General features: G+C 63.9%; 28 protein-coding genes. 16 read left to right on the top strand and 12 right to left on the bottom strand.

Annotation, left to right across the window (positions count from 1 at the left end; genetic code table 11):
• Positions 1-6: 6 nt before the first annotated feature.
• Complete coding sequence (pip, locus tag HXX15_RS16100) at positions 7-996, bottom strand: prolyl aminopeptidase (RefSeq protein ID WP_296517313.1); 990 nt, start codon at positions 994-996, stop codon at positions 7-9.
• 113 nt (positions 997-1,109) lie between these two features.
• Between pip and HXX15_RS16095 the strand changes: the two genes are divergently transcribed.
• From HXX15_RS16095 to HXX15_RS16075, 5 genes are all read left to right on the top strand, one after another.
• Positions 1,110-1,367, top strand: coding sequence for a hypothetical protein (locus HXX15_RS16095; RefSeq protein WP_296517311.1), 258 nt, complete (start codon positions 1,110-1,112; stop codon positions 1,365-1,367).
• Positions 1,368-1,439: 72 nt separating this feature from the next.
• The gene (locus tag HXX15_RS16090; RefSeq protein WP_296517600.1) at positions 1,440-2,837 is read left to right on the top strand and encodes an amidase family protein; all 1,398 of its coding nucleotides are present in this window, start codon (positions 1,440-1,442) and stop codon (positions 2,835-2,837) included.
• Between the two features lie 20 nt (positions 2,838-2,857).
• Positions 2,858-3,334 carry a glutathione peroxidase gene (locus HXX15_RS16085; RefSeq protein ID WP_296517309.1) on the top strand — a complete coding sequence of 159 codons (477 nt, stop codon included), beginning with the start codon at positions 2,858-2,860 and terminating at the stop codon, positions 3,332-3,334.
• A 17-nt stretch (positions 3,335-3,351) separates the two neighbouring features.
• On the top strand, positions 3,352-3,594 hold the full coding sequence (locus HXX15_RS16080; RefSeq protein ID WP_296517307.1) for a DUF3297 family protein: 243 nt from the start codon (positions 3,352-3,354) through the stop codon (positions 3,592-3,594).
• A 252-nt stretch (positions 3,595-3,846) separates the two neighbouring features.
• Entirely contained in the window at positions 3,847-5,622 is a 1,776-nt protein-coding gene (locus tag HXX15_RS16075) for a radical SAM protein (RefSeq protein ID WP_296517305.1), read from the top strand.
• A gap of 292 nt (positions 5,623-5,914) precedes the next feature.
• Here the strand turns inward: HXX15_RS16075 and phaZ are convergent, their stop codons facing one another.
• Positions 5,915-7,138, bottom strand: coding sequence for a polyhydroxyalkanoate depolymerase (gene phaZ, locus HXX15_RS16070; protein WP_296517304.1), 1,224 nt, complete (start codon positions 7,136-7,138; stop codon positions 5,915-5,917).
• Positions 7,139-7,319: 181 nt separating this feature from the next.
• Here phaZ and HXX15_RS16065 point away from each other — a divergent pair, with 181 nt between their 5' ends.
• Complete coding sequence (locus HXX15_RS16065) at positions 7,320-7,973, top strand: glutathione S-transferase family protein (protein ID WP_296517303.1); 654 nt, start codon at positions 7,320-7,322, stop codon at positions 7,971-7,973.
• Between the two features lie 372 nt (positions 7,974-8,345).
• A complete protein-coding gene (locus HXX15_RS16060) occupies positions 8,346-8,780 on the top strand; it encodes a cupin domain-containing protein (protein WP_296517302.1) in 435 nt (144 codons plus the stop codon).
• Between the two features lie 511 nt (positions 8,781-9,291).
• On the opposite strand, the gene HXX15_RS16055 is transcribed toward HXX15_RS16060, so the two are convergent.
• Positions 9,292-9,498, bottom strand: a complete 207-nt coding sequence (locus HXX15_RS16055; RefSeq protein WP_296517300.1) for a hypothetical protein — start codon at positions 9,496-9,498, stop codon at positions 9,292-9,294.
• A gap of 56 nt (positions 9,499-9,554) precedes the next feature.
• The gene (locus HXX15_RS16050; protein ID WP_296517298.1) at positions 9,555-9,866 is read right to left on the bottom strand and encodes a GIY-YIG nuclease family protein; all 312 of its coding nucleotides are present in this window, start codon (positions 9,864-9,866) and stop codon (positions 9,555-9,557) included.
• A gap of 133 nt (positions 9,867-9,999) precedes the next feature.
• Here HXX15_RS16050 and HXX15_RS16045 point away from each other — a divergent pair, with 133 nt between their 5' ends.
• On the top strand, positions 10,000-10,350 hold the full coding sequence (locus HXX15_RS16045; protein WP_296517295.1) for a hypothetical protein: 351 nt from the start codon (positions 10,000-10,002) through the stop codon (positions 10,348-10,350).
• Positions 10,351-10,449: 99 nt separating this feature from the next.
• Here the strand turns inward: HXX15_RS16045 and HXX15_RS16040 are convergent, their stop codons facing one another.
• A complete protein-coding gene (locus HXX15_RS16040; protein WP_296517292.1) occupies positions 10,450-11,676 on the bottom strand; it encodes an ABC transporter substrate-binding protein in 1,227 nt (408 codons plus the stop codon).
• A gap of 288 nt (positions 11,677-11,964) precedes the next feature.
• On the opposite strand from HXX15_RS16040, the gene HXX15_RS16035 reads away from it, so the two are divergent.
• The 3 genes from HXX15_RS16035 to HXX15_RS16025 all read left to right on the top strand — a co-directional run bounded on the left by HXX15_RS16035 (position 11,965) and on the right by HXX15_RS16025 (position 14,080).
• On the top strand, positions 11,965-12,894 hold the full coding sequence (locus HXX15_RS16035) for an SMP-30/gluconolactonase/LRE family protein (RefSeq protein WP_296517289.1): 930 nt from the start codon (positions 11,965-11,967) through the stop codon (positions 12,892-12,894).
• Positions 12,895-13,061: 167 nt separating this feature from the next.
• The gene (locus HXX15_RS16030; protein ID WP_296517288.1) at positions 13,062-13,676 is read left to right on the top strand and encodes a GNAT family protein; all 615 of its coding nucleotides are present in this window, start codon (positions 13,062-13,064) and stop codon (positions 13,674-13,676) included.
• 119 nt (positions 13,677-13,795) lie between these two features.
• Positions 13,796-14,080 carry a hypothetical protein gene (locus HXX15_RS16025; RefSeq protein ID WP_296517287.1) on the top strand — a complete coding sequence of 95 codons (285 nt, stop codon included), beginning with the start codon at positions 13,796-13,798 and terminating at the stop codon, positions 14,078-14,080.
• Positions 14,081-14,099: 19 nt separating this feature from the next.
• Here HXX15_RS16025 and HXX15_RS16020 read toward each other — a convergent pair whose 3' ends face one another.
• The 3 genes from HXX15_RS16020 to HXX15_RS16010 are packed head-to-tail and all read right to left on the bottom strand — an operon-like array spanning position 14,100 to position 16,895.
• Positions 14,100-15,077 (bottom strand): PDR/VanB family oxidoreductase, encoded by a 978-nt coding sequence (locus HXX15_RS16020; protein ID WP_296517286.1) that lies wholly within the window; start codon positions 15,075-15,077, stop codon positions 14,100-14,102.
• An 11-nt stretch (positions 15,078-15,088) separates the two neighbouring features.
• A complete protein-coding gene (locus HXX15_RS16015; RefSeq protein ID WP_296517285.1) occupies positions 15,089-15,844 on the bottom strand; it encodes a GntR family transcriptional regulator in 756 nt (251 codons plus the stop codon).
• Positions 15,845-15,848: 4 nt separating this feature from the next.
• On the bottom strand, positions 15,849-16,895 hold the full coding sequence (locus HXX15_RS16010; RefSeq protein ID WP_296517283.1) for an aromatic ring-hydroxylating dioxygenase subunit alpha: 1,047 nt from the start codon (positions 16,893-16,895) through the stop codon (positions 15,849-15,851).
• A 270-nt stretch (positions 16,896-17,165) separates the two neighbouring features.
• Between HXX15_RS16010 and HXX15_RS16005 the strand changes: the two genes are divergently transcribed.
• Complete coding sequence (locus tag HXX15_RS16005; protein ID WP_296517282.1) at positions 17,166-17,993, top strand: metallophosphoesterase; 828 nt, start codon at positions 17,166-17,168, stop codon at positions 17,991-17,993.
• Here the strand turns inward: HXX15_RS16005 and HXX15_RS16000 are convergent.
• From HXX15_RS16000 to HXX15_RS15990, 3 genes are all read right to left on the bottom strand, one after another.
• Positions 17,932-18,417 carry a cyclic nucleotide-binding domain-containing protein gene (locus tag HXX15_RS16000; RefSeq protein ID WP_296517280.1) on the bottom strand — a complete coding sequence of 162 codons (486 nt, stop codon included), beginning with the start codon at positions 18,415-18,417 and terminating at the stop codon, positions 17,932-17,934. The two genes, HXX15_RS16005 and HXX15_RS16000, sit on opposite strands and share 62 nt — an antisense overlap.
• Positions 18,418-18,525: 108 nt before the next feature.
• Entirely contained in the window at positions 18,526-19,368 is an 843-nt protein-coding gene (locus tag HXX15_RS15995) for a MoxR family ATPase (RefSeq protein WP_296517277.1), read from the bottom strand.
• A gap of 97 nt (positions 19,369-19,465) precedes the next feature.
• The gene (locus HXX15_RS15990; protein ID WP_296517274.1) at positions 19,466-19,720 is read right to left on the bottom strand and encodes a GlsB/YeaQ/YmgE family stress response membrane protein; all 255 of its coding nucleotides are present in this window, start codon (positions 19,718-19,720) and stop codon (positions 19,466-19,468) included.
• 176 nt (positions 19,721-19,896) lie between these two features.
• Here HXX15_RS15990 and HXX15_RS15985 point away from each other — a divergent pair, with 176 nt between their 5' ends.
• The 4 genes from HXX15_RS15985 (at position 19,897) to sseA (ending at position 22,917) form a co-directional block, all read left to right on the top strand.
• Positions 19,897-21,072 (top strand): VWA domain-containing protein, encoded by a 1,176-nt coding sequence (locus HXX15_RS15985; protein WP_296517270.1) that lies wholly within the window; start codon positions 19,897-19,899, stop codon positions 21,070-21,072.
• A gap of 33 nt (positions 21,073-21,105) precedes the next feature.
• Positions 21,106-21,507 carry a GFA family protein gene (locus HXX15_RS15980; protein ID WP_296517267.1) on the top strand — a complete coding sequence of 134 codons (402 nt, stop codon included), beginning with the start codon at positions 21,106-21,108 and terminating at the stop codon, positions 21,505-21,507.
• 11 nt (positions 21,508-21,518) lie between these two features.
• Positions 21,519-21,944 (top strand): rhodanese-like domain-containing protein, encoded by a 426-nt coding sequence (locus HXX15_RS15975; RefSeq protein WP_296517264.1) that lies wholly within the window; start codon positions 21,519-21,521, stop codon positions 21,942-21,944.
• Between the two features lie 115 nt (positions 21,945-22,059).
• Positions 22,060-22,917 (top strand): 3-mercaptopyruvate sulfurtransferase, encoded by an 858-nt coding sequence (gene sseA / locus HXX15_RS15970; protein WP_296517263.1) that lies wholly within the window; start codon positions 22,060-22,062, stop codon positions 22,915-22,917.
• A 12-nt stretch (positions 22,918-22,929) separates the two neighbouring features.
• Here sseA and HXX15_RS15965 read toward each other — a convergent pair whose 3' ends face one another.
• Entirely contained in the window at positions 22,930-23,946 is a 1,017-nt protein-coding gene (locus HXX15_RS15965; protein ID WP_296517261.1) for a hypothetical protein, read from the bottom strand.
• Positions 23,947-24,063 lie beyond the last annotated feature (117 nt).

The following is a 24,063-nucleotide window of genomic DNA, read 5'->3' as shown; positions in this document are numbered from 1 at the left end:
GCGCTCCTATTCGGTGATCATGTCTGCCAGGTCGGCGATCGCCTTGATCACCGCGTCGCGGATGCCGGGGTCGTAAAGCGAATGCCCGGCGCCTGCGACGGTGCGCACCTCCGCGTCCGGCCACACGGAGGCCAGCGCGTGCGAGGTCGCGGGCGGACACAGCAGATCGTAGCGGCCCTGCACGATGATGCCGGGAATCCCCGCCAGTGCGCTCGCTCGATCGAGCAATTGCCGCGGCTTCATGAAACATCCATTTGAAAAGTAATGCGCTTCCATGAACGGCGTGGCCGGCAGCGGTCGCGCGTCGCTTAGCGTCGCCAGATCGAGCCTCGTCCGGCTCGGCGCGATCTGCGACAGGATGCTTTCGGTGTCGCCCCAGGCGCGCGCCGCCGGGGCCTGCACGGCCGGGTCGGGATCGAGAAGCCGGCGCCAATACGCCTCGAGCGGCGCGGCGCGCTCGTGCTCCGGCAACACGCCGAGGAAATCCTCATTGAGAGCGGGATAAAGCCGCGGCAGATTTTCCAGGAACGCGGCGTGCAGTTCGTCGTTCGTGCCGAGAAACGTTGCGCGCAGCACGATGCCGCTGACCCGTTCGGGATGGGCCTGAGCATAGGCCAGCGCCAGCGTCGCGCCCCACGAACCGCCGACCACGATCCAGCGCTCCATGCCGAAGGTCGCGCGGATCAGCTCCATGTCGGCGATCAGATGCGGCAAGGTGTTGGCGTCGCGCCCGCCCTTCGGCCGGCTGCGCCCGGCGCCGCGTTGATCGAACAAAACCGCGTGAAACCGCTCTGCATCGAACAGCCTGCGGTGGTCGGGTTGGCAGCCGCTGCCGGGGCCGCCATGCAGATAAACCGCGGCGAGCCCGTCGGCATTGCCCGCGGTTTCGACGTAGATCTCGTGGCCGTCGCCGACCGGCAGCATTTGCGACGTCAACGGCGCGGGACGGTCGCTGGTCTTCGCGGGGGGTGTCGCGGCTTCTGCTTCGGGCGCCATCCGGTTTGGTTAGCGCGAAACCGCGCGCTTTGCGAGCGGGCTTTGCCGCAGGGCGGGTTGCGGATCGCGCTGCGCGGCATCACCTACTAGGGTGAACAACGGGAACCTCGACGATGCCGCGATACTATTTCAACACCAAGATTGGCAACGAATTGATCCTAGATTCCGAGGGCGAGCTGTTGCGCGATCCCGATCACGCCTGGGAAGTGGCGCGAACCACGATTCGGCAGATCTTGAAATCCGAAGGCGAACAGGCCGGACTTCTGAGCGCCAGCCTGGAAGTGACTGACGAGGACGGCGAGGTGGTGCTGGAATTTCCGTTCAGCGAGGCGATTCTCGATATAGCGGAGGCGCCGCGGACCCGGCATTGAGGCTGTGCGCGAATTCGCGTTGGCGTTGCGGTGATGGCTGCGATATCAAGCCAGCAGCGCAACGGAGTGATCATGCAGGACATCTGGCGAATCCCGGCCGCGGAACTGGCGGCGCTGATCCGGGCGCGAAAGCTGTCGGCGCGCGAGGCGGCGCAGGCGGCGCTGGCGCGGCTCGACGCGGTCAATCCGGCGATCAACGCGGTGATTGATCACAAGCCGGACGAGGTGCTGGCGCAGGCCGACGCGATCGACGCGGCGTTCGCGCGCAATGACGACCTTGGCCCATTGGCCGGCGTGCCTGTCACCGTCAAGGTCAATATCGATCTGCAGGGGTTCGCCACCACCAACGGCCTCGCGCTGCAGCGCGATCTGATCGCACGCAGCAACAGCCCGGTGGTCGACAATCTGCGCCGCGCCGGCGCGGTGATTCTCGGCCAGACCAATACCCCGGCGTTCTCGTTTCGCTGGTTCACCAACAACCAGATTCATGGCGAGACCAAAAACCCGCGCGATCCCTCGATCACGCCCGGAGGATCGTCCGGAGGCGCTGCCGCGTCGCTCGCCGCCGGCATCGGGCATCTCGCGCACGGCACCGACATCGCGGGCTCGATCCGCTATCCGGCCTATGCCTGCGGCGTCCACGGGCTGCGGCCGACCCTTGGCCGGATCGCGGCGTTCAATGCCTCGTCGCCGGAGCGGCCGATCGGGCCGCAGATCACCGCGGTGTCGGGTCCGCTGGGACGCACGATCGGCGACGTTCGGCTTGGGCTGGCCGCGATGGCGCAGGCCGATCCGCGCGATCCGTGGTGGGTGCCGGCGCCGCTGCAGGGTCCGCCAGCGCCGAAGCGCGCCGCGCTGTGCCTGGCACCCGATGGGCTGCAGACCGCTGCCGAGGTTCGCGATGCGGTGGCCGATGCCGGCCGCCGGCTCGCGCGCGCCGGATGGCAGGTCGAGGAGCTGCAAATCTTGCCGCCGCTACGCGAAGCCGCGGAGCTGCAAACCCGGCTTTGGCTCGGCGACGGCTACGAGGCGATGCTGGATGCCGCCGAGCGCGAGGGCGATCCCGGCGCGCTGGCCTGCCTGCGCGGCAACCGCGACAAGGTCATCAACGATATGGCCGCGTTCTCGAAAATTTTGACCAGGCGCGCGACGCTGACCCGCGAATGGCAGCTCTTCTTTGAGAGCTATGCCGTGCTGGTGATGCCAGTGTCCGGCGAATTGCCGTTTCCGCAGGCGCTCGATCTGCGCGACGACGCGTCGTTCAAGCGGGTGTGGCAGGCGCAGATGCCGCAGGTGGCGATTCCGTTCATGGGACTACCCGCGCTGACGGTGTCGACCGGGCTGGTCGGCCGCGTTCCGGTCGGCGTCCAGATCGTCGCCGGGCGTTATCGCGAGGATCTGTGCCTGCTGGCCGGCGAAGCGGTCGAGGCCGGCGGCGCGCCATCATCGCCGATCGATCCGGTGATCTGAACAACAAGGCGGAACCCAAGATGGCCTCGATCTATGATTTCTCAGCCAATACGCTCGCCGGCAAGGAACTGCCGCTGAAGCAGTTCGAAGGCCAGGTGCTGCTGATCGTCAACACCGCCAGCGCCTGCGGGTTCACGCCGCAATACAAGGGCCTCGAGGCGCTGCAGAAGACCTATGGCCCGCGCGGATTCTCGGTGCTCGGATTTCCGTGCAACCAGTTCGGCGGCCAGGAGCCCGGCGACGCCGCGCAGATCGAGCAGTTCTGCGAACGCAATTACGGCGTGACCTTTCCGATGTTCGCCAAGGTCGACGTCAATGGCGGCAAGGCCCACCCGCTGTTCAACTACCTGAAGGGCGAAAAGACCGGGCTGCTCGGCTCGGCGATCAAATGGAATTTCACCAAGTTTCTGGTCGATCGGTCCGGCAAGGTGGTGGCGCGCCATGCGCCGACCGCGACGCCGGACTCGCTCACCAAGGAAATCGAGGCGCTGCTATGACTGCGAAGGACGACGCGATGACGATTCAACTGCCCGACCGCCTCTCCACCGATCCGAGAAGCCCGTTCTACAACGAGGAAGTTCTCGCGCTCGACGTCGGCATCCGCTTCAAGGGCGCGGAAAAGACCAACGTCGCGGAGTATTGCGTCAGCGAAGGCTGGATCCGCGTCACTGCGGGCAGCGCGAAGGACCGCTTCGGCAATCCGCTGACTATCAAGGTCGTCGGCCCGGTCGAGCCCTATATCCGCGCCAAGGACTGAGCATGTCGGTCCGCAGCGTCGCAAATCCGATCGGTAAGCCGAGATGAAGGCGCTGGCGTCTTGGTACCGCAAGGTGCCGCTGGGTTCCCGTCGGGTTGCGGCATTTCGGTCACGACCGGGCGGCAAAGCCAGGTTTCAGGTGTATTTCCCGGCGATTGGACTTGCGGCGGCGCCCGGGGGCCGGCAACACTAATTTCCAGTATTCTGCCGCAAGGTCGATTTTCATCTCCTCATATTGCTGAGGGTGGCGACGTGTCGAATTCTGAATCACGGCCCAAGCGCCGGTTTCAATTGCTGCTACTGAAGCCGTCGCATTATGGCGAAGACGGCTATGTGATCCGCTGGTGGCGCGCCAATATCCCGTCGAATTCGCTGGCCAGCGTCTACGGTATCGGAACTGACAGCGCATTGCACCATGCGCTCGGCCCGGACGTCGAAATCGACATCGAGGCGATCGATGAGTTCAACACCAGGATCGATATTCCGAAATTGCTGAAGCGCCTGTCCGATCACGACAATTTCGGGCTGGTGGCGCTGATCGGGGTGCAGTCCAATCAATATCCGCGCGCGCTCGATATCGCCAAGCCGTTCCGCGACGCCGGGGTGCAGGTCGCGATCGGCGGTTTTCACGTCTCGGGATGCTTGGCGATGCTCGACGGCAAGGCGGTCGATCTCGATGCCTGCCGCGACATGGGCGTGTCGATCTTCGCCGGCGAAGCTGAAGGCCGCCTCGACCTGTTGCTGCAGGACGCCGTCGCCGGACAATTACAGCCGGTCTACAACTACCTCAATGATCTCCCCGGGATCGAGGGCACGCCGGTGCCGTTCCTGCCGCTGGTCAACGTCGAGCGCACCATGGGCCGCAATGCCAGCTTCGACGCCGGCCGCGGCTGCCCGTATCAATGTTCTTTCTGCACCATCATCAATGTGCAGGGCCGCAAGTCGCGGTTCCGCTCGCCGGACGATATCGAAGCGCTGGTGCGGCAGAACTGGGCGCAGGGCGTTTCCAATTTCTTCATCACCGATGATAACTTCGCCCGCAACCGGGATTGGGAAGCGATCCTCGACCGGCTGATCTGGCTGCGGGAAGAGCAGGGCATTCCGCTCGGGCTGCTGATCCAGGTAGATACGCTGTGTCACAAGATCCCGAACTTCATCGAGAAGGCGAAGCGCGCCGGGCTGACGCGGGTGTTTCTCGGGCTGGAAAACATCAACCCGGACAATCTGCTGCAGGCCAAGAAGCGGCAAAACAAGATCACCGAATACCGCGCGATGCTGCTGGCCTGGAAGGCGCAGGGCATCATCACCCTGGCCGGCTATATCCTCGGCTTCCCGGGTGATACGCCGGACAGCATCCGCGCCGATATCGACATCATCAAGCGCGAATTGCCGATCGACATCCTGGAATTCTTCTGCCTGACCCCGCTGCCCGGCTCCGAGGATCATCAGACGCTGTGGAAGGCCGGGATCGCGATGGACCCCGATCTCAACAATTACGACCTCGAGCATGTTTGCACCGCGCATCCGAAGATGTCGAAGGCGGAGTGGGAAGACATCTACAAGGAGGTCTGGGAGCAATATTACGAGCCGGCGCATATCGAAACGCTGCTGCGCCGCGCCGCCGCCACCAAGATCAAGCTGAGCAGCATGGTCAAGCTGCTGCTGATCTTCTCGCTGTCGCTTTCGATGGAGAAGGTGCACCCGCTGCAGAGCGGGATCTTCCGGCTGCGGCACCCCTCCGAGCGCAGGCCCAGCCTGAAGCGCGAGAATGCGTTGCTGTTCTGGCCGCGGCTGTGGCTCGAACTCGTCTACAAGACCGGCATGATCCTCGCCACCGCCTGGAAGCTCAGCCGGGTTGCGATGAAGATCGCGCGCGATCCGCGGCGGGCGGAGTACATGGACCAGGCGCTGACCCCGGTCACCGTCGAGGACGAGACCGAACTGGAGATGTTCACCCAGTCCGCCGCGGCCAAGGAAGCGGTGGTGCATCGCAACAAGGTGCTGAACCTGACGCGCGGCGCGGCGTAGTTGAGCATTCTGAAAGATTTCTGATCATACACTGGTTGCTGCACATCGCCCCGCAAGCGGGGCGAGCGCTGCTTGTGGCGCGTCCGCCGCTTCAATCGGCGTTGTAACAACTTCATGCAGCGGTTTAAAGATTCCGGTCTCGCGACTTGCCGCGATGCCTCACATTCCGGCTGCAAGGCTTTGGAAATAAAACAGAATGACGAGCGGCGTGCGGCCTTAGCGGCGCGCGATCAATTCAGAATTGGTTTTCCTATCGGAGCTTCCGTCGGCTTCCCCGGCCGCGGTGCTGCGCTCACGAATTGACGTGAACGAAATCGCGTAGCAGCGGATAGATCTCGTTGTTCCAGCGCCGGCCGCTGAACACGCCGTAGTGGCCGACGCCGGCCTGCATGTGATGCACCTTGCGATAGGTGCGCACCCCGGTGCAGAGATCCTGCGCGGCCAGCGTCTGGCCGATCGAGCAGATGTCGTCCTTCTCGCCCTCCACCGTCATCAGCCCCATGCGCTTGACCGCGCCCAGATTCACCGGGCGGTCGTAATGCATCAGTCTGCCCTGCGGCAGCAGGTGCTCCTGGAACACGTCGCGGACGGTCTCGATATAGAATTCCGCCGGCAGATCCATCACGGCGAAATACTCATCATAGAACGTCTTGATGGTGTCGGCCTTCTCGGTCTCGCCCTTGGCCAGATGATCCAGCAGATCGACGTGGGATTTGACGTGGCGCTCCAGATTCATCGACACGAAAGCGGTGAGCTGGATGAAGCCGGGATAGACCTTGCGGAATGCGCCCTTGCACTGGAACGGCACGAAATTGATCAAGTTGTCCTGAAACCACTTGATCGGCTTGCTCTTGGCGAAGTCGTTGACCTTGGTCGGCAGGATTCGGGTATCGATCGGGCCGGCCATCAGGGTCAGGCTGGCCGGCCGCGCCGGATGATTGTCCTCCGACATGATCGCGGCGGCGGCCAGCGCCGACACCGAGGGCTGGCAGATCGCTACCATGTGCGAGCGCGGTCCGAGCACGTTGAGAAACTGAATCAGGTGGTCGGTGTAGTCGGCGAGGCTGAAGCCGCCGGCGCTCAGCGGGATGTCGCGCGGATTGTGCCAGTCGGTGATGTAGACGTCGTGATCCTGCAGCAGCGTCTGCACGGTGCCGCGCAGCAGCGTGGCGAAATGCCCCGACATCGGCGCCACCAGCAGCATCTTCGGCTGCTCCGGCGAATTCTCCTTCTTGAAGTGCAGCAACGAGCCGAACGGGGTCGAAAACACCACTTCCTCGGTGACCTCCAACTCGCGGTTGCCGACCATCACCGGCTTGATCGCATAGGCCGGGCGGCGATAGGTCAGCGACGAGCGCGAGATCAGTTCCAGCGCGGCGGCGAGTCGCCCGAACGCCTGGCGGGAGACATCGGGCGGGATCAGGTTGAGATATTTCAGCGCCGATGCGGCCCCGGTGCGCCACGGCGCCGCCATGTCCATGTGGTTCTGATAGGCCTGATACATCATTGACATCATTATTCCTGCGCTCCCGGTCTGGTGCTCATGCAATATCGAAGCCAGCTCGAAGTCAAATCGCCCAGGAAACTGGCACATGGTTTGCTGCTTCGGACGCGAGTTGGAGCGCGGGCGGGAATGCGAATATGCTTGCGCGCCCGGTTAGGGCGCCAATGTCAGGTTGTGTCACAGGGAGAACGCCATGGCGAAGGCCACACTCACGATCAGCAGCAAGAACTATTCGTCATGGTCGATGCGGGGCTGGCTGCTGACCAAATTTTCCGGTCTGGAGTTCGACGAAATCATCACCTCGCCGGATGACGCCTCGGCGCGGGCGGAAATCCTGCTGCTGTCGTCTTCGATCCTGGTTCCCTGTCTGCGCCACGATGGCGCGGTGGTCTGGGACACCCTGGCGATTGCCGAATATCTCAACGAGATCATGCCGAATGCCGGCCTGCTGCCGTCGGAACGCATCGCGCGGGCGCATTGCCGCTCGATTTGCGGCGAGATTCACTCCGGTTTCACCACTTTGCGTGCCTCGCTGCCGGTCAATCTCAAGGGACATTTCCCCGGCTTCAAGATCTGGTCGCGGGCGCAATCCGACATCGATCGGGTCTGCACCATCTGGCGCGAAGCCTTAAGCAAATCAGGCGGGCCGTTCCTGTTCGGCCAGCGCAGCATGGCGGACGCGATGTACGCGCCGGTGGTGACGCGGTTCAAGACCTACGATGTGAAGCTGGATTCTGAACTTGCCAGCTATGCCAATATGATCATGGGACTGCCGGAGATGCAGGAGTGGATCGAAGCCGCACGCAATGAACCGGCCGAGATCGAGGAACTCGAGGTCGAATATTAAGCAGCGTGGCGCTTGTTCCGGCGCCACGACGGGCTCAACAATCTTGCAGGCCTTGCTCAACTTCACGTCAAAGCCTTACTCGACATGAGCCCAACAAGATCGCGCCTGTGAGTTCGTCATTGCAAGGAGCCCTTGCGACGAAGCAATCCGGGGCGGCACAAGAAGCCGCTGGATTGCTCGGCTTTCGGTCGGCGCGCCGCGTCGACCTCGGCTCGCAATGCCAAGATCGCTGATCCGGTTGTCGTCCAGACGACTGCTGGCGTGATTTTCGCATAGCAACAAACTCAGCAAACCCGCGGCTTTCGTGCTGCTGATCATTTGGTCACTACGCGGGTCGTCGCGATTGCATGACTCAACACAGTGGAGGCTTCGATGAACCAGCACGCTGTCGTCAATAAATTCTCTCACGTCAAACCGAGCGATACCGAGTTCACCGGCGGTGGGCTGCGCGATTTCTTTCTGTATCGCGACCTCGGCATTGCGGACGCCACCGGGGGGCAGGTGATCTGTCATCTGGTCAAGGCAAACTCCGAGATGCCGCCGGAAGACGGCACCGGCTGGCACCGTCACGATTGCGATTTCCAGATCGTGATCATGACCAAGGGCTGGGCGCGGTTCATGTACGAGGACAAGCCGACCCTGGTGCAGGCCGGCGACGTCGTGCACCAGCGGCCGGGGATCGTGCACTACCTGTACGACTACTCGCCCGACATGGAATATCTGGAGATCGTCAGCCCGGCCGATTTCAAGACCGTCGACATGCCGCCGGCGACCGACAAGGTGCCGCCGGTCACGCCCTGGAAGTGATCGACATGGTCGGGAAAAGGTGATTGCCGGCCGGTTAACGATTTGCTCGCGATCCCGGTCGTAAGGGCTTCAGGCGTCGACGCATCTTGTGTCCGGCCCGATCAGGCTTGCGAGATGTTGGGGGTGAACCGCGGGAACATCGCGCGGAAACCGATTCGGGCGTGTTTCGTTCCGGGCGCGTTCCAAAGCTTAACGAGCGGCGCGATCCAAGTCGCGTTCCGGGACATCGTTTGCCGAGGTGCAGCGTTCACCCGCGTGACGCTTGGCCGGCACGGACGAAGCTGCCGGTTAACGATGACCAGGCCGCCGCAATGGCGCCGCCGAAGGCTGCTCTGCATTTGGTGCCGATCCGGTGTCTTGTTGGCAGGATGTTGGGGGTGAACGAAGAGAACATCGCCGCTCGGCTGATTCGGGCGCGTTTCGTTCCGGACACGTTCCAAACCCTAAAATATGGAAGGAACCCTGTCTCATTGTGGGACATTAATCCGCGTGCCAGAATTAAGTCCGCATTTCACCAGCGCGGCAGGCGCCAGCCGACCACGGTGGCTTCGACCAGGCTACCGGATTCGGCGTTGCGCCATTCGCCGTCGATCAGCCGGCAGGCGAATGGCAGCTGATAGGTGCCGCTGTGATCCTCGCACAGCACCTGCACCGATTGATCCGGCGCGGGATCGCCATTGCCGTTGAACTCGGCCAGCCGCCGCTCACGCGTTGCCATTGCTGACGCTCCCTTTCGAAAATGGCCGACGCGGGTTGCCGTCGGACCTCACGCCGTCATGCCGGAAGCGAAGGTGATCCAACCTCAACGCCGGAATGAGGTTTTTGGATGTTGCGTTTCGCCTGCTCGACGAGGCTCTTGCGGAATGCCCGGTCGCGCTTCAGATGCCACTCGCGGCTCATTGCCTGCTGCCGCGTGGCGTAGCGTTCGCAATGGATCAGCACCCAGCTGCGGCCGCGGGTCGAGCGTGCGCCGGTGCCGGCATTGTGCTGCGCCAGACGACGATCGAGATCGAGCGTCCAGCCGACGTAGGTCAGATAACGGTTGGCGCCGGCGCTGCCGAGCACGTAGACGAAGCAGTCTTCCATGGTCGGAGTCTTTCACGGATGGCTGCGCCCGGCAATCCGCGAGCAGCAGCCGGTCGCGGCGGTGAACTCCGTTGACACGCCACGGCCGAACCGGCTTGGCTGCGTCGGGCAATCCTATGCCACGGAGCGAGCGATGATCGGCCGGAGCGTTGGTGTGGCGGTATTGACCGCCGGTTTTGTCGCCGGCGCTTGCGCGCAGGACGTGCCGGGGATCGAAATCTGCACCGTCGAAAAGACCATGGAGCGCCGCACCTCTTGCCTGCAAAGCAACGTCAACTTCCTGCACGCCACGATCGGCAAGCTCGCACTCGACCATCAGACCAAACTCGACGCCGCGAATCGGCAAATCGAGAGCCTCAAGGCCGCCGTGGTGGCATTGCAGAAGACGGTCGAGCAGTTGCAGGCGGCGCAGAAGAAGACCGACGCGCCGGCGGCGAAGGATGCGGCGAAAGACGTCGCGCCGGCCAAGGACGGTGCGAAGTAGCGTCCCCCTCTCGTCATGGCGAGGAGCGAAGCGACGAAGCCATCCAGAAGGCTCAGCGCTTGGTGCCGCTGGATTGCTTCGCTTCGCTCGCAATGACGCCTAGTCGTTCTTCTCGCCGCTGATGATCGGCCCGAACAGTTCCCAGCGTTCGCCCTTGAAACGCATCATCTGCAATTGCTCGAGCGGGCTGTAGTCGGTCGGGCTGGTCTTGATCCGCGTTCCCGGCAGGTAGACGCCGACCTCGAAATCGAGGCTGGTCGCCTGCTTCATGACGTTGTCGCGGGTGAGGTTGTCGCCGCATTTCGCCAGCACATGCGCCAGCGTCCTGGCGACGCCGAAGGCGTAGACCGTGTAGATGTCGCCCTTGTCGCCCTCCGGGTAATATTTGTCCATGAAGGCATGCCATTCCTTGATGGTCGGATCGTCCTTCCACTGCGGATCGTTGGGGTCCTTCATGTAGGCGGCGCTGATGATGCCTTGCGCGTTGTCGAAGCCGGCCGGCTTCATCACTGTGCTCACCGATTGGGAGACGTTGACGAGGAGCTGAATCGGCTTCCAGCCCAGTTCCGCGACCCGCTTGATCGCCTGGGCGGCGAATTTCGGCGTGGCGATGTTGAGGAAGATGTCGGGGTTGGCCGCCTTGATCTGGACAATCTGGGAATCGATCGTCGGCGAGGTGGTCTCGAACGCGACCTGGGAGACAATCATCTTGTCGGCCTTGTCGCCGAGGCCCTGGCGCAGGCCGGTCACATAGTCCTTTCCGAAATCGTCGTTCTGAAACAGCATCCCGATCTTGGCGTCGGGGTGGTTCTTCAGGATGTAGCTGGCCCAGATCCGGCCCTCGCTCTGGTAGCTCGGCGACCAGCCCATGGTCCACGGAAAGTTCTTCGGGTCGGCCCACCTGGACGCGCCGCTGGAGACGAACAGCTGTGGCACCTTCTTGGCGTTCATGTATTTCTGGATCGCCGAATTGGTCGCGGTGCCGAGCGGATTGAACAGCAGCAGAACCTCGTCGCTCTCGACCAGCTTGCGCGCCTGCTCGACGGTCTTCGGCGGGCTGTAGCCGTCGTCTTGCGAGATGAAATTGATCTTGCGGCCGTTGATGCCGCCCTGACCGTTGACCATCTTGAAGTAGGCGGCTTCGGTCTTGCCGATCGACGCATAGGACGATGCCGGCCCGCTGTAAGCCATGATGTTGCCGACCTTGATCTCGGTGTCGGTGGCGCCGGGATCGTATTTCTTCTGCGCGTCGGCGCCGTTCGTCAGCGCGCCGAGCAGCATCGCGGCGAGCGCAGCGGTGATCCCGTAATTGAGGCGAGTTTTCATCATCGTCCTTGTCGTCCTTCCTGACGTTTCTTGATTGCGGCTTCCGCCGTCGGGCAGCGGATCGCCGAGGCCTTTGTGAGCGAGGCGAGTATGCACGATTGGAACGGCGTTGCTATCGTGTCGTGCTGTCGTGCTGTCGTGGTGTCGCAGCGCCGCGATTGCCCGCTCTGCGGAATTTGCCGCGTTGCTTGGCAATGGCGAGCGACTTGCCGTAACATCGCCGGATCAAATTGCGTGTGCGGGACCGCTGCAATCCGCCCTGCAAACAAGAAAAACCCGGGAGGATTCATGTCCGACATTCGCGTTCTCGCCACCGATCTCGCATTCCCCGAAGGCCCCGTGGTGATGCCGGACGGTTCGGTGATCCTGGTCGAGATCAGGGCGCAGCAATTGACGAGGGTGTGGCCCGACGGGCGCAAGGAAGTCGTCGCCAAGATTCCGGGCGGCCCCAATGGCGCGGCGCTCGGCCCCGACGGCAAGATTTACATCTGCAACAATGGCGGCTTCGGCTGGTTTCCGTCGCGCGGCACCATCATGCCCGGCGCTCCGGAGCCGCACGAATATATCGGCGGCTCGATCCAGCGCGTCGATCTGGCGACCGGGAAGGTCGAGACGGTGTTCGACAGATGCGGCGAGCATCCGCTGAAGGGACCGAATGATCTGGTGTTCGACAAGCAGGGTGGGCTGTGGTTCACCGACCTCGGCAAGCGCCGCGCCCGCGACATGGATGTCGGTGCGGCCTACTACATCAAGCCCGGCATGGCCGAGATCACCGAACAGGTGTTCGGCACGCTGCCGCTGAACGGCATTGGCCTGTCGCCCGACGAGACCACGATGTATGCCGCCGAGACCCCGACCGCCCGGCTGTGGGCGTTCGAACTGTCGGCGCCCGGCGAGGTCAAGCCGCGCGACGTGATCTACCGCGGCGAACGAGGCAAGCCGATCGCCGGACTCGGCGGCTACCAGATGTTCGATTCGCTCGCCGTTGAAGCATGCGGCAATGTCTGCGTCGCGACCTTGATCTCGGGCTGCATCTCGGTGATCGCGCCCGACGGCACGCTGGTGGAGCAGGTGCCGACCGGCGATCGCGTTACCACCAACATCGCCTTTGGCGGCGAGGGGCTGAAGACAGCCTACATCACTCTGTCGGGCCGGGGTGAATTGGTCGCGATGGACTGGCCGCGCGGCGGCCTACCGCTGAATTTTCTCAACAATTGATGCTATGACGCGTGGCAATGTCGCCTGATGCCGTCATTGCGAGCGAGCGCTTCGACGCGAAGCGCCGAAAGACCGCGAAGCAATCCAGGGCTGCAAGCGAAGACTGGATTGCTTCGTCGCAAGAGCTCCGCGCAATGACGTTGCACCGCCTTTGAAAGGACCACCCGATGCCCTGGCTCGACCCGATCACCCTCAGCGGTCCTCATGCCACGCTGGAGCCACTCGCGCCGTCGCATCGCGACGGGCTGATCGAGGCGGTGAAGGACGGTGAATTGTGGAAGCTGTGGTACACTTTCGTGCCGAGGCCGGAGAACATGGACGCGGAGATTGTGCGCCGGTTGGCGCTGCAATCCCAGGGCGCGATGCTGCCGTGGACCGTGCGCGACGCCGACGGCCGGATCGCCGGCATGACGACCTACATGAACGTCGATGCCGGCAACCGCAGGGTCGAGATCGGTTCGACCTGGTATGCGAAGCGGGTGCAGCGCACCGGCCTCAACACCCAATGCAAGCTGCTGCTACTTGCCCACGCCTTCGAACAGCTGAACTGCATCGCGGTTGAGTTCCGCACCCACTTCTTCAACCACCAGTCGCAGCGCGGCATTGAGCGGCTCGGCGCCAAGCGGGACGGCATCCTGCGCAATCATCAGATCGCGCCGAACGGAACCTTGCGCGACACCGTGGTTTACAGCATCGTCGCCGCCGAGTGGCCGACCGTGAAGGCGCATCTGAACTATCAGCTCAACGAACGGACCGTGCCCGGAAAGCCGGATCTGGCTTGATCTCGATCAAGTTCGGAATTGGTAACAGCACACTAATCGCCTAAAAAATCATCGCGAGCGCGTCTTCGAATTGATTTACATCATTTTGCAAGTCCGCCAGGCCCGGCAATGTTACATTTATGCCGTTCTATCGCTTTCATGTGCGTGATCCGATCAACCGCGTCGATGGCCCCGGCCACGACGGCGCGGCGCTCGCCGACGATATCGACGCCACGCTATTCGCCGCGGGGGTGATTCAGCGGCTGATCCAGCACCAGCCCTCGGTTCCGCGGGACTGGTCGATTGAGATCGTGCAGGATTCGCGGCAGGTCGGCCTGCTGCCGTTCGAGAAGGGCTGTCGGTTCATGCTGCGGCCGGACTGGACTTGCGACCAGCCGCTGGAAGAACACGAAGGCTGGCGCTAAAGCCGTCGTCGCGCGGCGGTCAGACCCGGTCGGCGCGATACAGCGTGTCGACGGTGACAATGCCTTGCGCGCGCGACACGCAGGGACACATCTTCGTGTTCCCTGTGCGCTGATCGGCGCTAAAGAACACGTCGCGGTGGTCGATCTCGCCTTCGACCGCCGCCACGTCGATCGCGCAGACCCCGCATTCACCGCGCCGGCAGTCGGCGATCACCTCGTAGCCGGCCGCGTTCAGCGCATCCAGCATCGAGCGGTCCTTCGGCACCAGGATTTCCGCGCCCGACGCCTTCACCCGCACGCGGAATTCCGAAGTCGGCAATCGTCCGCTGGAGCCGAAGGTCTCGAAACACAGATCGCAGGCCGCGCGTCCGGCGTCGCTCCAGGCCTGCCGCGCCGCGTCCAGCATGCGTAGCGGCCCGCACAAAACAGCGACGGCGTCGGCGGGGAGGGCGCGGAACGTCGCGTCGAGATCTAGCCGCGCGCCTTCGTCGCTGGCATGGAGCCGCAGCCGGTCGCCGAGCAAGTCGACCAGTTCGTCGCGCAGCACGGCCTCGCGATGCGATTTCACCGCGTAATGCATCGTCAGCGTAGCGTTCTTGCGCGACAGCGCCGCCGCGATGCCCAGCATCGGCGTGACGCCGATCCCGCCGGCGATCAGGCAATAGTCGCGGCGGCTCCAATCGATCTCGAACAACGAGATCGGGTGGGAGATCTCGATCCGCGCGCCCGGCCGCAGCGCCCACATCGCGCGCGAACCGCCGCGGCTGTCGTCAGCCAGTCGCACCGCGATCCGTAACTCACCCTCGGGACGGACGCCGACCAGCGAATAGCTGCGCGTTTGCGGCTGCCCGTCGATCAGCAAGCTGACGTTGATATGACTGCCGGGCCGCCACGACGGCATCGGCGTATCGGGCTGCAGCACGATCTCGCGTATCGACGGCGCGAGATCGCGGATCGCCGTCACCGTGCTGGACGTCCATTGGTCGGCGAAGCGCATCGGGATCCCCGCTAATTGGCTGTCGTCGAGCTCAGCAGCGCCAGCGCCGGCAGCAGATCGAGATGACCGCGGTTGCGCAGCGCTAGCCGCAGGTTGCGGGCGGCGAGCCGGGCGTGTTCGCGCATCACCGCCTCGGCGCGTCCGCCCTCGCGATTCTCGATCGCATCGACGACGATGCGATGGTGGTCCTGCGCGATCAGCAGGATCTGGTGCGCCTCGGGCAGCGCCGATTGCGCCATCACGAAGCCGCTCGGCGAGGCGAACGGCAGCGCTGCGACGCGGTCGATCTGCCGGATCACCGGCGCGCTGCCGGAGAGCTCGGTGAGCAGCGCGTGAAACCGCGCGTTCAGCGTCACGTAGGACGAGAACGCTTCTTCCGAGACCGGATCCTGCCGCACCAGCCGGTCGATCTCGCCGAGGCATTCCTTCAGCGGCTCGAGGCTGCGCGCGCTGACGCCGCGTTCGGCTGCGAAGCGGGCGGCGAGGCCTTCCAGCGTGCCGCGCAGCTCGATCGAATCCAGAATGTCGCGTTCGGAAAACGCCTTCACCATGAAGCCGCCGGAGGGGATCGCCTGCAGCAGGCCTTCGTCCTCGAGCCGCACCAGCGCCAGCCGCACCGGCGTGCGCGAGACGCCGGTGATCTCCACCGCCTGCAATTCGGAAATCCGCTCGCTGGCGCGCAGCCGGCCGGACAGGATCATGTCGCGCAGCGCCAATTGGGCGCGGACGGTCTGCGACATCGCGCGGTCGGCAACCGGTTCGGTCATCGCGTCACTCCGCCGCTTGCAGCCGCGGCGGCGCGGCTTCCAGCGCGGCCATGCGGTCGATCAGCCGCCGCGCCCACATCGCGCCGGCGTCGATGTTGAGATTGTAGAACACCCGGTCCGGATTTTCCGTCATGGCGCGCTGCTGCGCTTCCAGGATGATCTCGTCCTCGCGGAAGATCGTGGAGACGCCCTCGCGGATCTCGGTAGTGAGCCGCTGGTCGCCGAGCCGGTAGTTGCGCACGAAGGCCCAGAAATAGTGGCAGGTGGTGTCGGTCTCGGGCGTCATGGTGTTGAGCACGAAGCCGTTGACGCCGTGCGAGCGGTCGCCTTCCGGCGCGCCGCTGCCGGCGGGCGCCACGCCGACGTCGATCGTCACGGTGCCGGGCGCCTCGAAGCGGATGATTTGCCAACGGTCGACCAGTCCGGGCTTTTGCAGTTGCGCGGCCCAGAACGGCGGCGGCTCGATGCCGCGCATCCACCGCGTCACCGTCACCGTGCGGTCGCCATGGGTGACGTCGAACGGCGCTTCGGCGACCGCCTCGTTGCCGATCGAGGAGCCGTGCACATAGGTCTCGTGGGTGAGGTCCATCAGATTGTCGACGACGAGCCGCCAGTCGCAATTGACGTGGATGGTCTTGCCGTCGCCGGCCCATGCGGAATCGTGGTTCCAGTGCATGTCCGGCACCAGCGCCGGATCGGCCAGCGCAGGGTCGCCCATCCACAGCCAGACGAAGCGATGCCGCTCCACCACCGGATAGGACCGCACGCCGGCCGACGGGTTGATGGTCTCCTGCGACGGCATGAAGGTGCAGCGGCCCTGGGCGTTGAATTTCAGCCCGTGATAGCCGCAGACCACGGTATCGCCCTCGAGCCGGCCCTTCGACAGCGGCACCAGCCGATGCCAGCAGGCATCCTCCAGCGCGGCGACGCTGCCGTCGGCCTTGCGATACATCACCACATGCTTGCCGCAGATCGTGCGCGGAAACAGCGCCTGCTTGAGATCGGCGTCCCAGGCGGCGGCATACCAGGCGTTGAGCGGAAACGCGGGCATCGGGTGTCCTCCGGCATCTTGTTGTTGGGTTCAATCTGTATACTGAAATGCGGAAAATAGCAATAGAATTACCAAATATTGGAATTTTTGTCGATTTATGTATACCGATTATGCGGTTGTGGCTGCGGCGGGATCTGGCTCGGCCGGAAAATCCCCATCCATTGCCCCGCCTCGGCTGCGTGAATCGCGCGGGGCGGGCTTGCACGATAACGGTTCGGCCCTACGATGATAGCGTTCCAACTTCATCGTCAGGCCAACGGAACGGGTACAATGCGCTGCCTCGTTGTCGCCGATCTGCACTACTCGTTGCCGCAATTCGACTGGCTGCTGAGCGCGGCGCCGCAATTCGACGTGGTGATTTTCGCCGGCGACGCGCTGGACATCGGCTCGCTGGTCGATTTCCGGGCGCAGATCCTGGTGGTTCGGAAGTATTTCTCGCTGCTCTCCAGCGTCACCAAAGTGATCCTTTGCTCCGGCAATCACGACCTCGACGAGCGCAATCCCGAAGGCGAGAAGGTCGCCCGCTGGATCGGCGAGGCGCGCGAGCTCGGCATCGCGTGCGACGGCGATAGTCTGGTGATCGGCGACACGCTGTTCACGGTCTGCCCGTGGTGGGATGGTCCGCTGGTGCGGGAGCGGATCGTCGCCCAGCTGCGCGACGCGGCGGCGGGGCGGCTTAGCCGATGGATCTGGATCCATCACGCGCCGCCGGCCAATTCACCGACCAGCTGGGGCGGCTCGCGCTTCTTCGGCGATGTCGAGCTGGCGCAATGGATCGAGGGCTATCAGCCCGACATCGTGCTGTCCGGCCACGTCCATCAGTCGCCGTTCATCCGCGACGGCTCCTGGTTCGATCAGTTGGGCGCGACCTGGGTGTTCAATGCCGGCCATCAGTTCGGCCGTCCGCCGGCGCATATCGTGCTCGATATCGCCGACGGCAAGGCGTTCTGGCTGTCGGCTGCGGGCGAGCAGGTGATCGATCTGACAGCGCCGCTACGGCGGCCCGCAGCCGAGATCGCCGAGGCGCCGGACTGGCTCACATCCTTGGGTCGGGTTGCCGATCCGATCCCGGCGCAACCTTTGTCGGCGACAAATTGATCATGCTTTCCAGCATGTCGCCGACCATCGCCAGATGGTTGCCCTGGCCGGCATATTGCCGCTTGATATCCGCCAGATAGGTGGTGGCGATATGGAGCCGCTGCGCCAGCAACCGTGCGATCAACAGCGCCACCGCCGGCTGTGCATGCAGGAACGATGCGGCGTCGCTGAACGCGTAGATCGTGGAGGCGGTCGCCGCGCGGACCGTCGCAGTATGCGGCTGATCCAGCAGCACCGACATTTCGCCGAGCACCGCGCCGGGTTCGACGATCGTCGCCACCACGGTGCCGCCCTTGATGACCTCGAGCCTGCCGTCGATCAGAACGTACAGCCGTCCGGTGGTTTCGCCCTCACGGATCACCAGCGTCCCTTCCGGCACGCTGCTCTCCTGACCGCCCACGCAATAGTCCAGAATGGCGCGCATATCCGTTGTGACTCCGCCCCGGACCAGATTAGGAACAAGCCCAGCGGCGGTCGACCGGATAATGCGGCCGGCCTGCCCAAATAGTCGGCATCGATAGGGCTGTGCGCCTCAGACCTCGCGGCGGCTCAGGAACGCCAACCGCTCGAACAGGTGCACGTCCTGTTCGTTCTTCAACAGCGCGCCGTGCAGCGGCGGGATCAGCTTGCGCGGGTCGCGCTCGCGCAGCGTCTCCGGGGTCATTTCCTCGTTGAGCAGCAACTTCAGCCAGTCCAGCAATTCGGAGGTCGACGGCTTCTTCTTCAGGCCGGGCACCTCGCGGACCTCGAAGAAGATCTTCATCGCCTCCGCCACCAGCCGCTGCTTGATGCCGGGGAAGTGGACCTCGACGATCTTGTTCATGGTGTCGATGTCGGGGAACGTGATGTAGTGGAAGAAGCAGCGGCGCAGGAACGCGTCCGGCAGTTCCTTCTCGTTGTTCGAAGTGATCATCACGATCGGGCGCTTGTCGGCCTTGATGGTCTCGCCGGTCTCGTAGACGAAGAATTCCATGCGGTCGAGTTCGAGCAACAGATCGTTGGGAAATTCGATGTCGGCCTTGTCGATTTCGTCGATCAGCAGCACCGGGCGCTGCTCGTGGGTGAAGGCCTCCCACAATTTGCCGCGCTTGATGTAGTTCCTGATGTCAGACACCCGCGCGTCGCCGAGCTGGCTGTCGCGCAGCCGCGACACCGCGTCGTATTCGTACAGGCCCTGCTGCGCCTTGGTGGTCGACTTGATGTGCCAGGTCAGCAGCGGCGCGCCGAGCGCCTTGGCGACTTCCTCGGCCAGCACGGTCTTGCCGGTGCCGGGCTCGCCCTTCACCAGCAGCGGGCGCTCCAGTACGATCGCGGCGTTGACGGCGATCTTGAGGTCATCGGTCGCGACGTAGTCCTTGGTGCCGGTGAATTTCATCCGAAGTTTGCCCTGTTTTTTCTACGAGCGGCTGTTCCGCTTTTTCATAAATCGAACGGCCGCCGGTGCGGCGGCCGCTGTCGGGATTCGTTCGACGCTAGGCCCGCCGGACCAGCGAGAGAATGACCAGCACGATGACGGCGCCGATCGCCGAATTGATGATCGCCCGGCCGATGCCGCTGCCGAGATTGACGCCGAGTTGCGGCAGCAGCCAGCCCGCCACTACCGCGCCGATGATCCCGATCACGATGTTGCCGATCAGACCGAAACCGAAGCCTCGTACGATCAGCCCGGCGAGCCAGCCAGCGATCGCGCCGACCAGCAGCCATACAATAATGGAATCAATACCCATGACATTCCCCAATTTCGACCGCTCGCGCGGAGCGCGCCAGCCAACTCTAGTTGAAAAACCACCGCGGTCTAGGCTGTCCGGCCGGAATTCGCCGCGGTGCGCCGGGAGTGCAACTCCGCCGGGCGGAATATAGCGGCGACCCTTGACGAATGCGCCCGCCCGGGCAACCTTGGAGCATGTTCTTGCAATTTTTCACATCGCTGCGCGATGCCCAGGTTCCGGTCACCCTGCGTGAATATCTGACGCTGATGGAGGCGCTCGACGCCGATCTCGCCGGGCAGTCGATCGAGAATTTCTACTACCTGTCGCGCTCGGCGCTGGTGAAGGACGAGCGCAATCTCGACAAGTTCGACCGCGTGTTCGGCACCGTGTTCAAGGGGCTGGAAAGCCTGCTCGAAGGCATGGAGAAGGCGGACATTCCGGCCGAATGGCTGAAGAAGCTGGCCGAGAAATATCTGACCGAGGAAGAGAAGAAGCAGATCGAGGCGATGGGCTGGGACAAGCTCATGGAGACGCTTCGGGAACGCTTGAAGGAACAGAAGGGCCGGCACCAGGGCGGCAGCAAGTGGATCGGCACCGCAGGGACCTCGCCGTTCGGCGCCGAGGGCTACAATCCCGAAGGGGTCCGGATCGGCCAGGACAAGAGCCGGCACCAGCGCGCGGTGAAGGTCTGGGACAAGCGCGAGTTCAAGGACCTCGACGGCAATGTCGAGCTCGGTATCCGCAACATCAAGGTGGCGCTGCGCCGGTTGCGCAAATTCGCCCGCACCGGCGCACCCGACGAACTCGATCTCGACACCACCATCAAGGAAACCGCCAATCACGGCTATCTTGACGTCCACATGCGGCCGGAGCGGCGCAACGCCGTCAAGGTGCTGGTGTTCTTCGATATCGGCGGCTCGATGGATTCCCACGTTGCGCAAGTCGAGGAACTGTTCTCGGCGGCGAAGACCGAATTCAAGCACATGGAATATTTCTACTTCCACAATTGCCTCTACGAAGGCGTCTGGAAGGCGAACCGCCGCCGCTTCACCGACCGCACCCCGACCTGGGACGTGCTGCACAAGTACCCGCACGACTACAAGGTGGTGTTCGTCGGCGACGCCTCGATGTCGCCTTACGAGGTGATGGTGCCGGGCGGCTCGGTCGAGCACGTCAATGAGGAAGCCGGCTCGGTCTGGCTGGAGCGCGTGACGCGAACCTATCCGCATGCGGTGTGGCTCAACCCGGTGGCGCAGCGGCACTGGGACTATTCGGAATCCACCACGATCATCCGTCGGCTGTTCTCCGAGCGGATGTTTCCGCTGACGCTCGAAGGCCTCGAAGGCGCGATGAAAGAGCTGGTGCGGTAACTCTCGAACTGCGTCGCTGTATTGGAGTTTCTGATGGTGCGCGGCAGTTGCCTGTGTGGGCGCGTGAAATATCAGATCGACGGCAAGCTGTCCGGCCCGATGAACTGCCACTGCTCGGTTTGCCGGAAAGCCCATGGGGCGGCATTCCGTAGCCGCGTCGGCGTTCGGGTGAGCGATTTTGCGTGGGTGCAAGGCGAAGATGTCGTGACGTTCTACGAGTCCTCGCCCGGCAATCATCGCGGATTCTGCTCGGCGTGCGGTTCGCCGATGCTGAGCAAGTTCGATTTTGATCCGGCGCATTATGGCGTGCCGCTGGGCGTCCTGGACGGCGATCCCGGGGTTCGGCCGCAATGTCACGTCCACGTCGCCAGCAAGGCGCCGTGGTTCAGCATCACCGACGATCTTCCGCAGTTCGCCGAATTTCCGTCGAGGTAGGGATCTTTACAATGACCCAGCACATCACCCGCGGCATCAAGGCGATGCTCGACGAGGCCAATGCGCAGATCGAGACGCTCAGCGCCGCCGAGGCGATCGCCGTGCATCAAGCAGGCGCCAGCGCCGACGTCGTCATCGTCGATATCCGCGATCCGCGCGAGATCGAGCGCGACGGCCGGATTCCGGGCGCGTTCGCCTGCACGCGCGGCATGCTGGAGTTCTGGATCGATCCGGACAGCCCCTATGCCAAGCCGGTGTTTCAGGGCGACAAGAAATTCGTGTTCTATTGCGCCGGAGGCCTGCGCTCGGCGCTGGCGGCGAAGACCGCGCAGGACATGGGACTGAAGCCGGTGGCGCATATCGCCGGCGGCTTCGCCGCCTGGCGCGATGCCGGCGGTCCGGTCGAGGCCTGGCTGCCGAAACAGCCGAAGAACTAACGGACGGCGTCGCACGCGGGCTTGACCCGCGTGCCCATCATCTTCGAAACAGGATAGGTTGCCGGATCAAGTCCGGCAACGACGCCTTCACTGCGGTAACGCCGAGGACCTCGCAATGACATCGCAAGACGATCCGCTGGTTTCCGCCGACTGGCTCGCCGCCCATCTCGACGACCCCAAGGTCAAGATCATTGACGCCTCGTTCAAGATGCCGGGCGTGCTGCCGTTGCCGTTCGACGACTATCTCGCCGCGCACATTCCCGGCGCGGTGTTCTTCGATGTCGACGCGGTGTCGGATCATGGTTCTCCGCTGCCGCATATGTATCCGGACGCCGGCCAGTTCGCGCGCGATGTCGAGGCGCTCGGCATTTCGTCGGGCGATACGGTGGTCGCCTATGATTCCGGCGGCTGGGTCGCAGCGCCCCGCGCCTGGTGGATGTTCCTGTCGTTCGGTTATGGAAATATCCGCGTGCTCGACGGCGGCCTGAAGAAATGGCGGGCGGAAGGCCGCGCCATCGAGTCCGGCAAGGCGTCGCCGGCGGCGGGCCGTTTCAGCGCAAAGCTCGACTCGAGTTTTGTTCGCAGCCAGGCACAACTGGTCGCCAATCTCAGCTCGGGCGTCGAACAACTGATCGATGCCCGCGCCGGCAACCGTTTCGAGGGCAGCGTCGCCGAGCCGCGCCCGGGCCTGCGCGCCGGTCACATCCCGGGCAGCCGCAACCTGCCGTACAATCAGCTGATCGATCCCGACTCCGCCACGATGAAGCCGCTCGACGAGCTGCGCACGGCGTTTAACAATGCGGGCCTCGACCTGGCGCGGCCGATCGTCACCACCTGCGGCTCCGGCGTCTCTGCGGCGGTTCTGACGCTGGCGCTTTACCGGCTCGGCGTACGCGGCTCGGCGCTCTATGATGGCTCATGGTCCGAATGGGGATTGCCGGACGGGCCGCCGGTCGCAACCGGCCCGGCCTGATCGCTGCGCGACTCAGCTGGGCGGCGAGCCGAACGGCCCGACCGTGGTCGGGCGAACGCTACGCGACCGCGCGGCGCGCCGGCGGTGCTTTTTCGTCCGTCTCGCCCGCGTTGGTTTCTTGACGACTTGCCCGGGTGATGCCGTGGTCTGACTGCTGGCAATGGTGTCGCTTGCCGATGCTGCGCTGGCCGACGCCGACAGCGGTGCCGAGGAGGGGGCAATAGCGGGCGGCGGGGTGACCGCATAGGGTTCGAACGGATCGGTCGGCGCCGGCTCGTCGGCGACGGCGACCTTGCTCTCGTCAGCGCCAGCCGGCGGAACCGGCGCCAGATCGGTCGCGGCCTGAATTGGCGGTTCGGATTTGGCCGGCTGCGACTGTTGCGGTTCGTTCGGCTTGAAAATCACCGGTTCAGGAGACCGGGTTTCAGCTTGTGCCGCTGCTTCGACCGCCCGCTGGCCGGTTGCCGAAGTGGCGATGCTGGCTGTGGTCGTGGCGGGTTGCGGCGCCGCCGCAGTCGGCGGTGGCGACGTTGCAGCCAGCGCCGTCAGTTCGGGCGACGGCGTCGTCACGCTGGCCGGTTCCGGCGCTTTCGGATCTGGCGTGGGTGTTTCCACCCGCAGCATGCTCAGCGTCGGCGTCGGTGCATCGATTTGTCGCGCGAACAGCGAACTCGGCGGCGCGCGCAGCGACGGCGCGCTGACGAACTGTTCGTGCGCCGCGCGCAGCAGTGCCGCGGCACCAAGGCCAAACACCAGCATCGAGACCGACAGGACAATCGCCGCAAACAAAAACCGGAATCCGGGAAGCATCGGCTGTATTCCGTCTTCGCTTGCTATTGACGAAGACACTTGAGCAACGAAAACGCGGCGACCACGCATGGAAACATGTCGATCATCGGCGGGCCAAAACACGTCGGCGCGCTGCGAATCAGACCAGCTCAGAATAGCGCAACGATGCAAACCCGCCTGCGAAAAATACGACAGACGATTCCCAGCCGCAGAAGCTGCGTCGCGTGCATCAAGCTGCACCGCGCGTCGCGGAGCGGCTGCTTTGGTCGGGCGCGAAACTGAGCCGTGCCATCGGAAAGCGCTTGCCATGGGGGTTCGAGTTGCATTCGCGTCCGTGTCGCGATTGACGGATCGGAG

The organism is Rhodopseudomonas sp. (assembly GCF_013377015.1).
Classification (GTDB): Bacteria; Pseudomonadota; Alphaproteobacteria; order Rhizobiales; family Xanthobacteraceae; genus JARJEH01.
This window is presented reverse-complemented; position numbering and strand designations above follow the sequence as displayed.

Bases quoted from the DNA above. Each gene is read 5' to 3' on its own strand.
- HXX15_RS16080 (WP_296517307.1), top strand. From the start codon at position 3,352: ATGACGATTCAACTGCCCGACCGCCTCTCCACCGATCCGAGAAGCCCG.
- HXX15_RS16000 (WP_296517280.1), bottom strand. From the start codon at position 18,417: ATGCGCGCCATTCTGGACTATTGCGTGGGCGGTCAGGAGAGCAGCGTG.
- HXX15_RS16065 (WP_296517303.1), top strand. From the start codon at position 7,320: ATGGCGAAGGCCACACTCACGATCAGCAGCAAGAACTATTCGTCATGG.
- HXX15_RS16045 (WP_296517295.1), top strand. From the start codon at position 10,000: ATGATCGGCCGGAGCGTTGGTGTGGCGGTATTGACCGCCGGTTTTGTC.
- HXX15_RS15975 (WP_296517264.1), top strand. From the start codon at position 21,519: ATGACCCAGCACATCACCCGCGGCATCAAGGCGATGCTCGACGAGGCC.
- HXX15_RS16060 (WP_296517302.1), top strand. From the start codon at position 8,346: ATGAACCAGCACGCTGTCGTCAATAAATTCTCTCACGTCAAACCGAGC.
- HXX15_RS16020 (WP_296517286.1), bottom strand. From the start codon at position 15,077: ATGCGCTTCGCCGACCAATGGACGTCCAGCACGGTGACGGCGATCCGC.
- HXX15_RS16005 (WP_296517282.1), top strand. From the start codon at position 17,166: ATGCGCTGCCTCGTTGTCGCCGATCTGCACTACTCGTTGCCGCAATTC.
- HXX15_RS16015 (WP_296517285.1), bottom strand. From the start codon at position 15,844: ATGACCGAACCGGTTGCCGACCGCGCGATGTCGCAGACCGTCCGCGCC.
- HXX15_RS16035 (WP_296517289.1), top strand. From the start codon at position 11,965: ATGTCCGACATTCGCGTTCTCGCCACCGATCTCGCATTCCCCGAAGGC.
- HXX15_RS15995 (WP_296517277.1), bottom strand. From the start codon at position 19,368: ATGAAATTCACCGGCACCAAGGACTACGTCGCGACCGATGACCTCAAG.
- HXX15_RS16025 (WP_296517287.1), top strand. From the start codon at position 13,796: ATGCCGTTCTATCGCTTTCATGTGCGTGATCCGATCAACCGCGTCGAT.
- HXX15_RS16090 (WP_296517600.1), top strand. From the start codon at position 1,440: ATGCAGGACATCTGGCGAATCCCGGCCGCGGAACTGGCGGCGCTGATC.
- HXX15_RS16050 (WP_296517298.1), bottom strand. From the start codon at position 9,866: ATGGAAGACTGCTTCGTCTACGTGCTCGGCAGCGCCGGCGCCAACCGT.
- sseA (WP_296517263.1), top strand. From the start codon at position 22,060: ATGACATCGCAAGACGATCCGCTGGTTTCCGCCGACTGGCTCGCCGCC.
- HXX15_RS16055 (WP_296517300.1), bottom strand. From the start codon at position 9,498: ATGGCAACGCGTGAGCGGCGGCTGGCCGAGTTCAACGGCAATGGCGAT.
- HXX15_RS16040 (WP_296517292.1), bottom strand. From the start codon at position 11,676: ATGAAAACTCGCCTCAATTACGGGATCACCGCTGCGCTCGCCGCGATG.
- phaZ (WP_296517304.1), bottom strand. From the start codon at position 7,138: ATGATGTCAATGATGTATCAGGCCTATCAGAACCACATGGACATGGCG.
- HXX15_RS16030 (WP_296517288.1), top strand. From the start codon at position 13,062: ATGCCCTGGCTCGACCCGATCACCCTCAGCGGTCCTCATGCCACGCTG.
- HXX15_RS15985 (WP_296517270.1), top strand. From the start codon at position 19,897: ATGTTCTTGCAATTTTTCACATCGCTGCGCGATGCCCAGGTTCCGGTC.
- HXX15_RS16085 (WP_296517309.1), top strand. From the start codon at position 2,858: ATGGCCTCGATCTATGATTTCTCAGCCAATACGCTCGCCGGCAAGGAA.
- HXX15_RS15990 (WP_296517274.1), bottom strand. From the start codon at position 19,720: ATGGGTATTGATTCCATTATTGTATGGCTGCTGGTCGGCGCGATCGCT.
- HXX15_RS15980 (WP_296517267.1), top strand. From the start codon at position 21,106: ATGGTGCGCGGCAGTTGCCTGTGTGGGCGCGTGAAATATCAGATCGAC.
- pip (WP_296517313.1), bottom strand. From the start codon at position 996: ATGGCGCCCGAAGCAGAAGCCGCGACACCCCCCGCGAAGACCAGCGAC.
- HXX15_RS16095 (WP_296517311.1), top strand. From the start codon at position 1,110: ATGCCGCGATACTATTTCAACACCAAGATTGGCAACGAATTGATCCTA.
- HXX15_RS16010 (WP_296517283.1), bottom strand. From the start codon at position 16,895: ATGCCCGCGTTTCCGCTCAACGCCTGGTATGCCGCCGCCTGGGACGCC.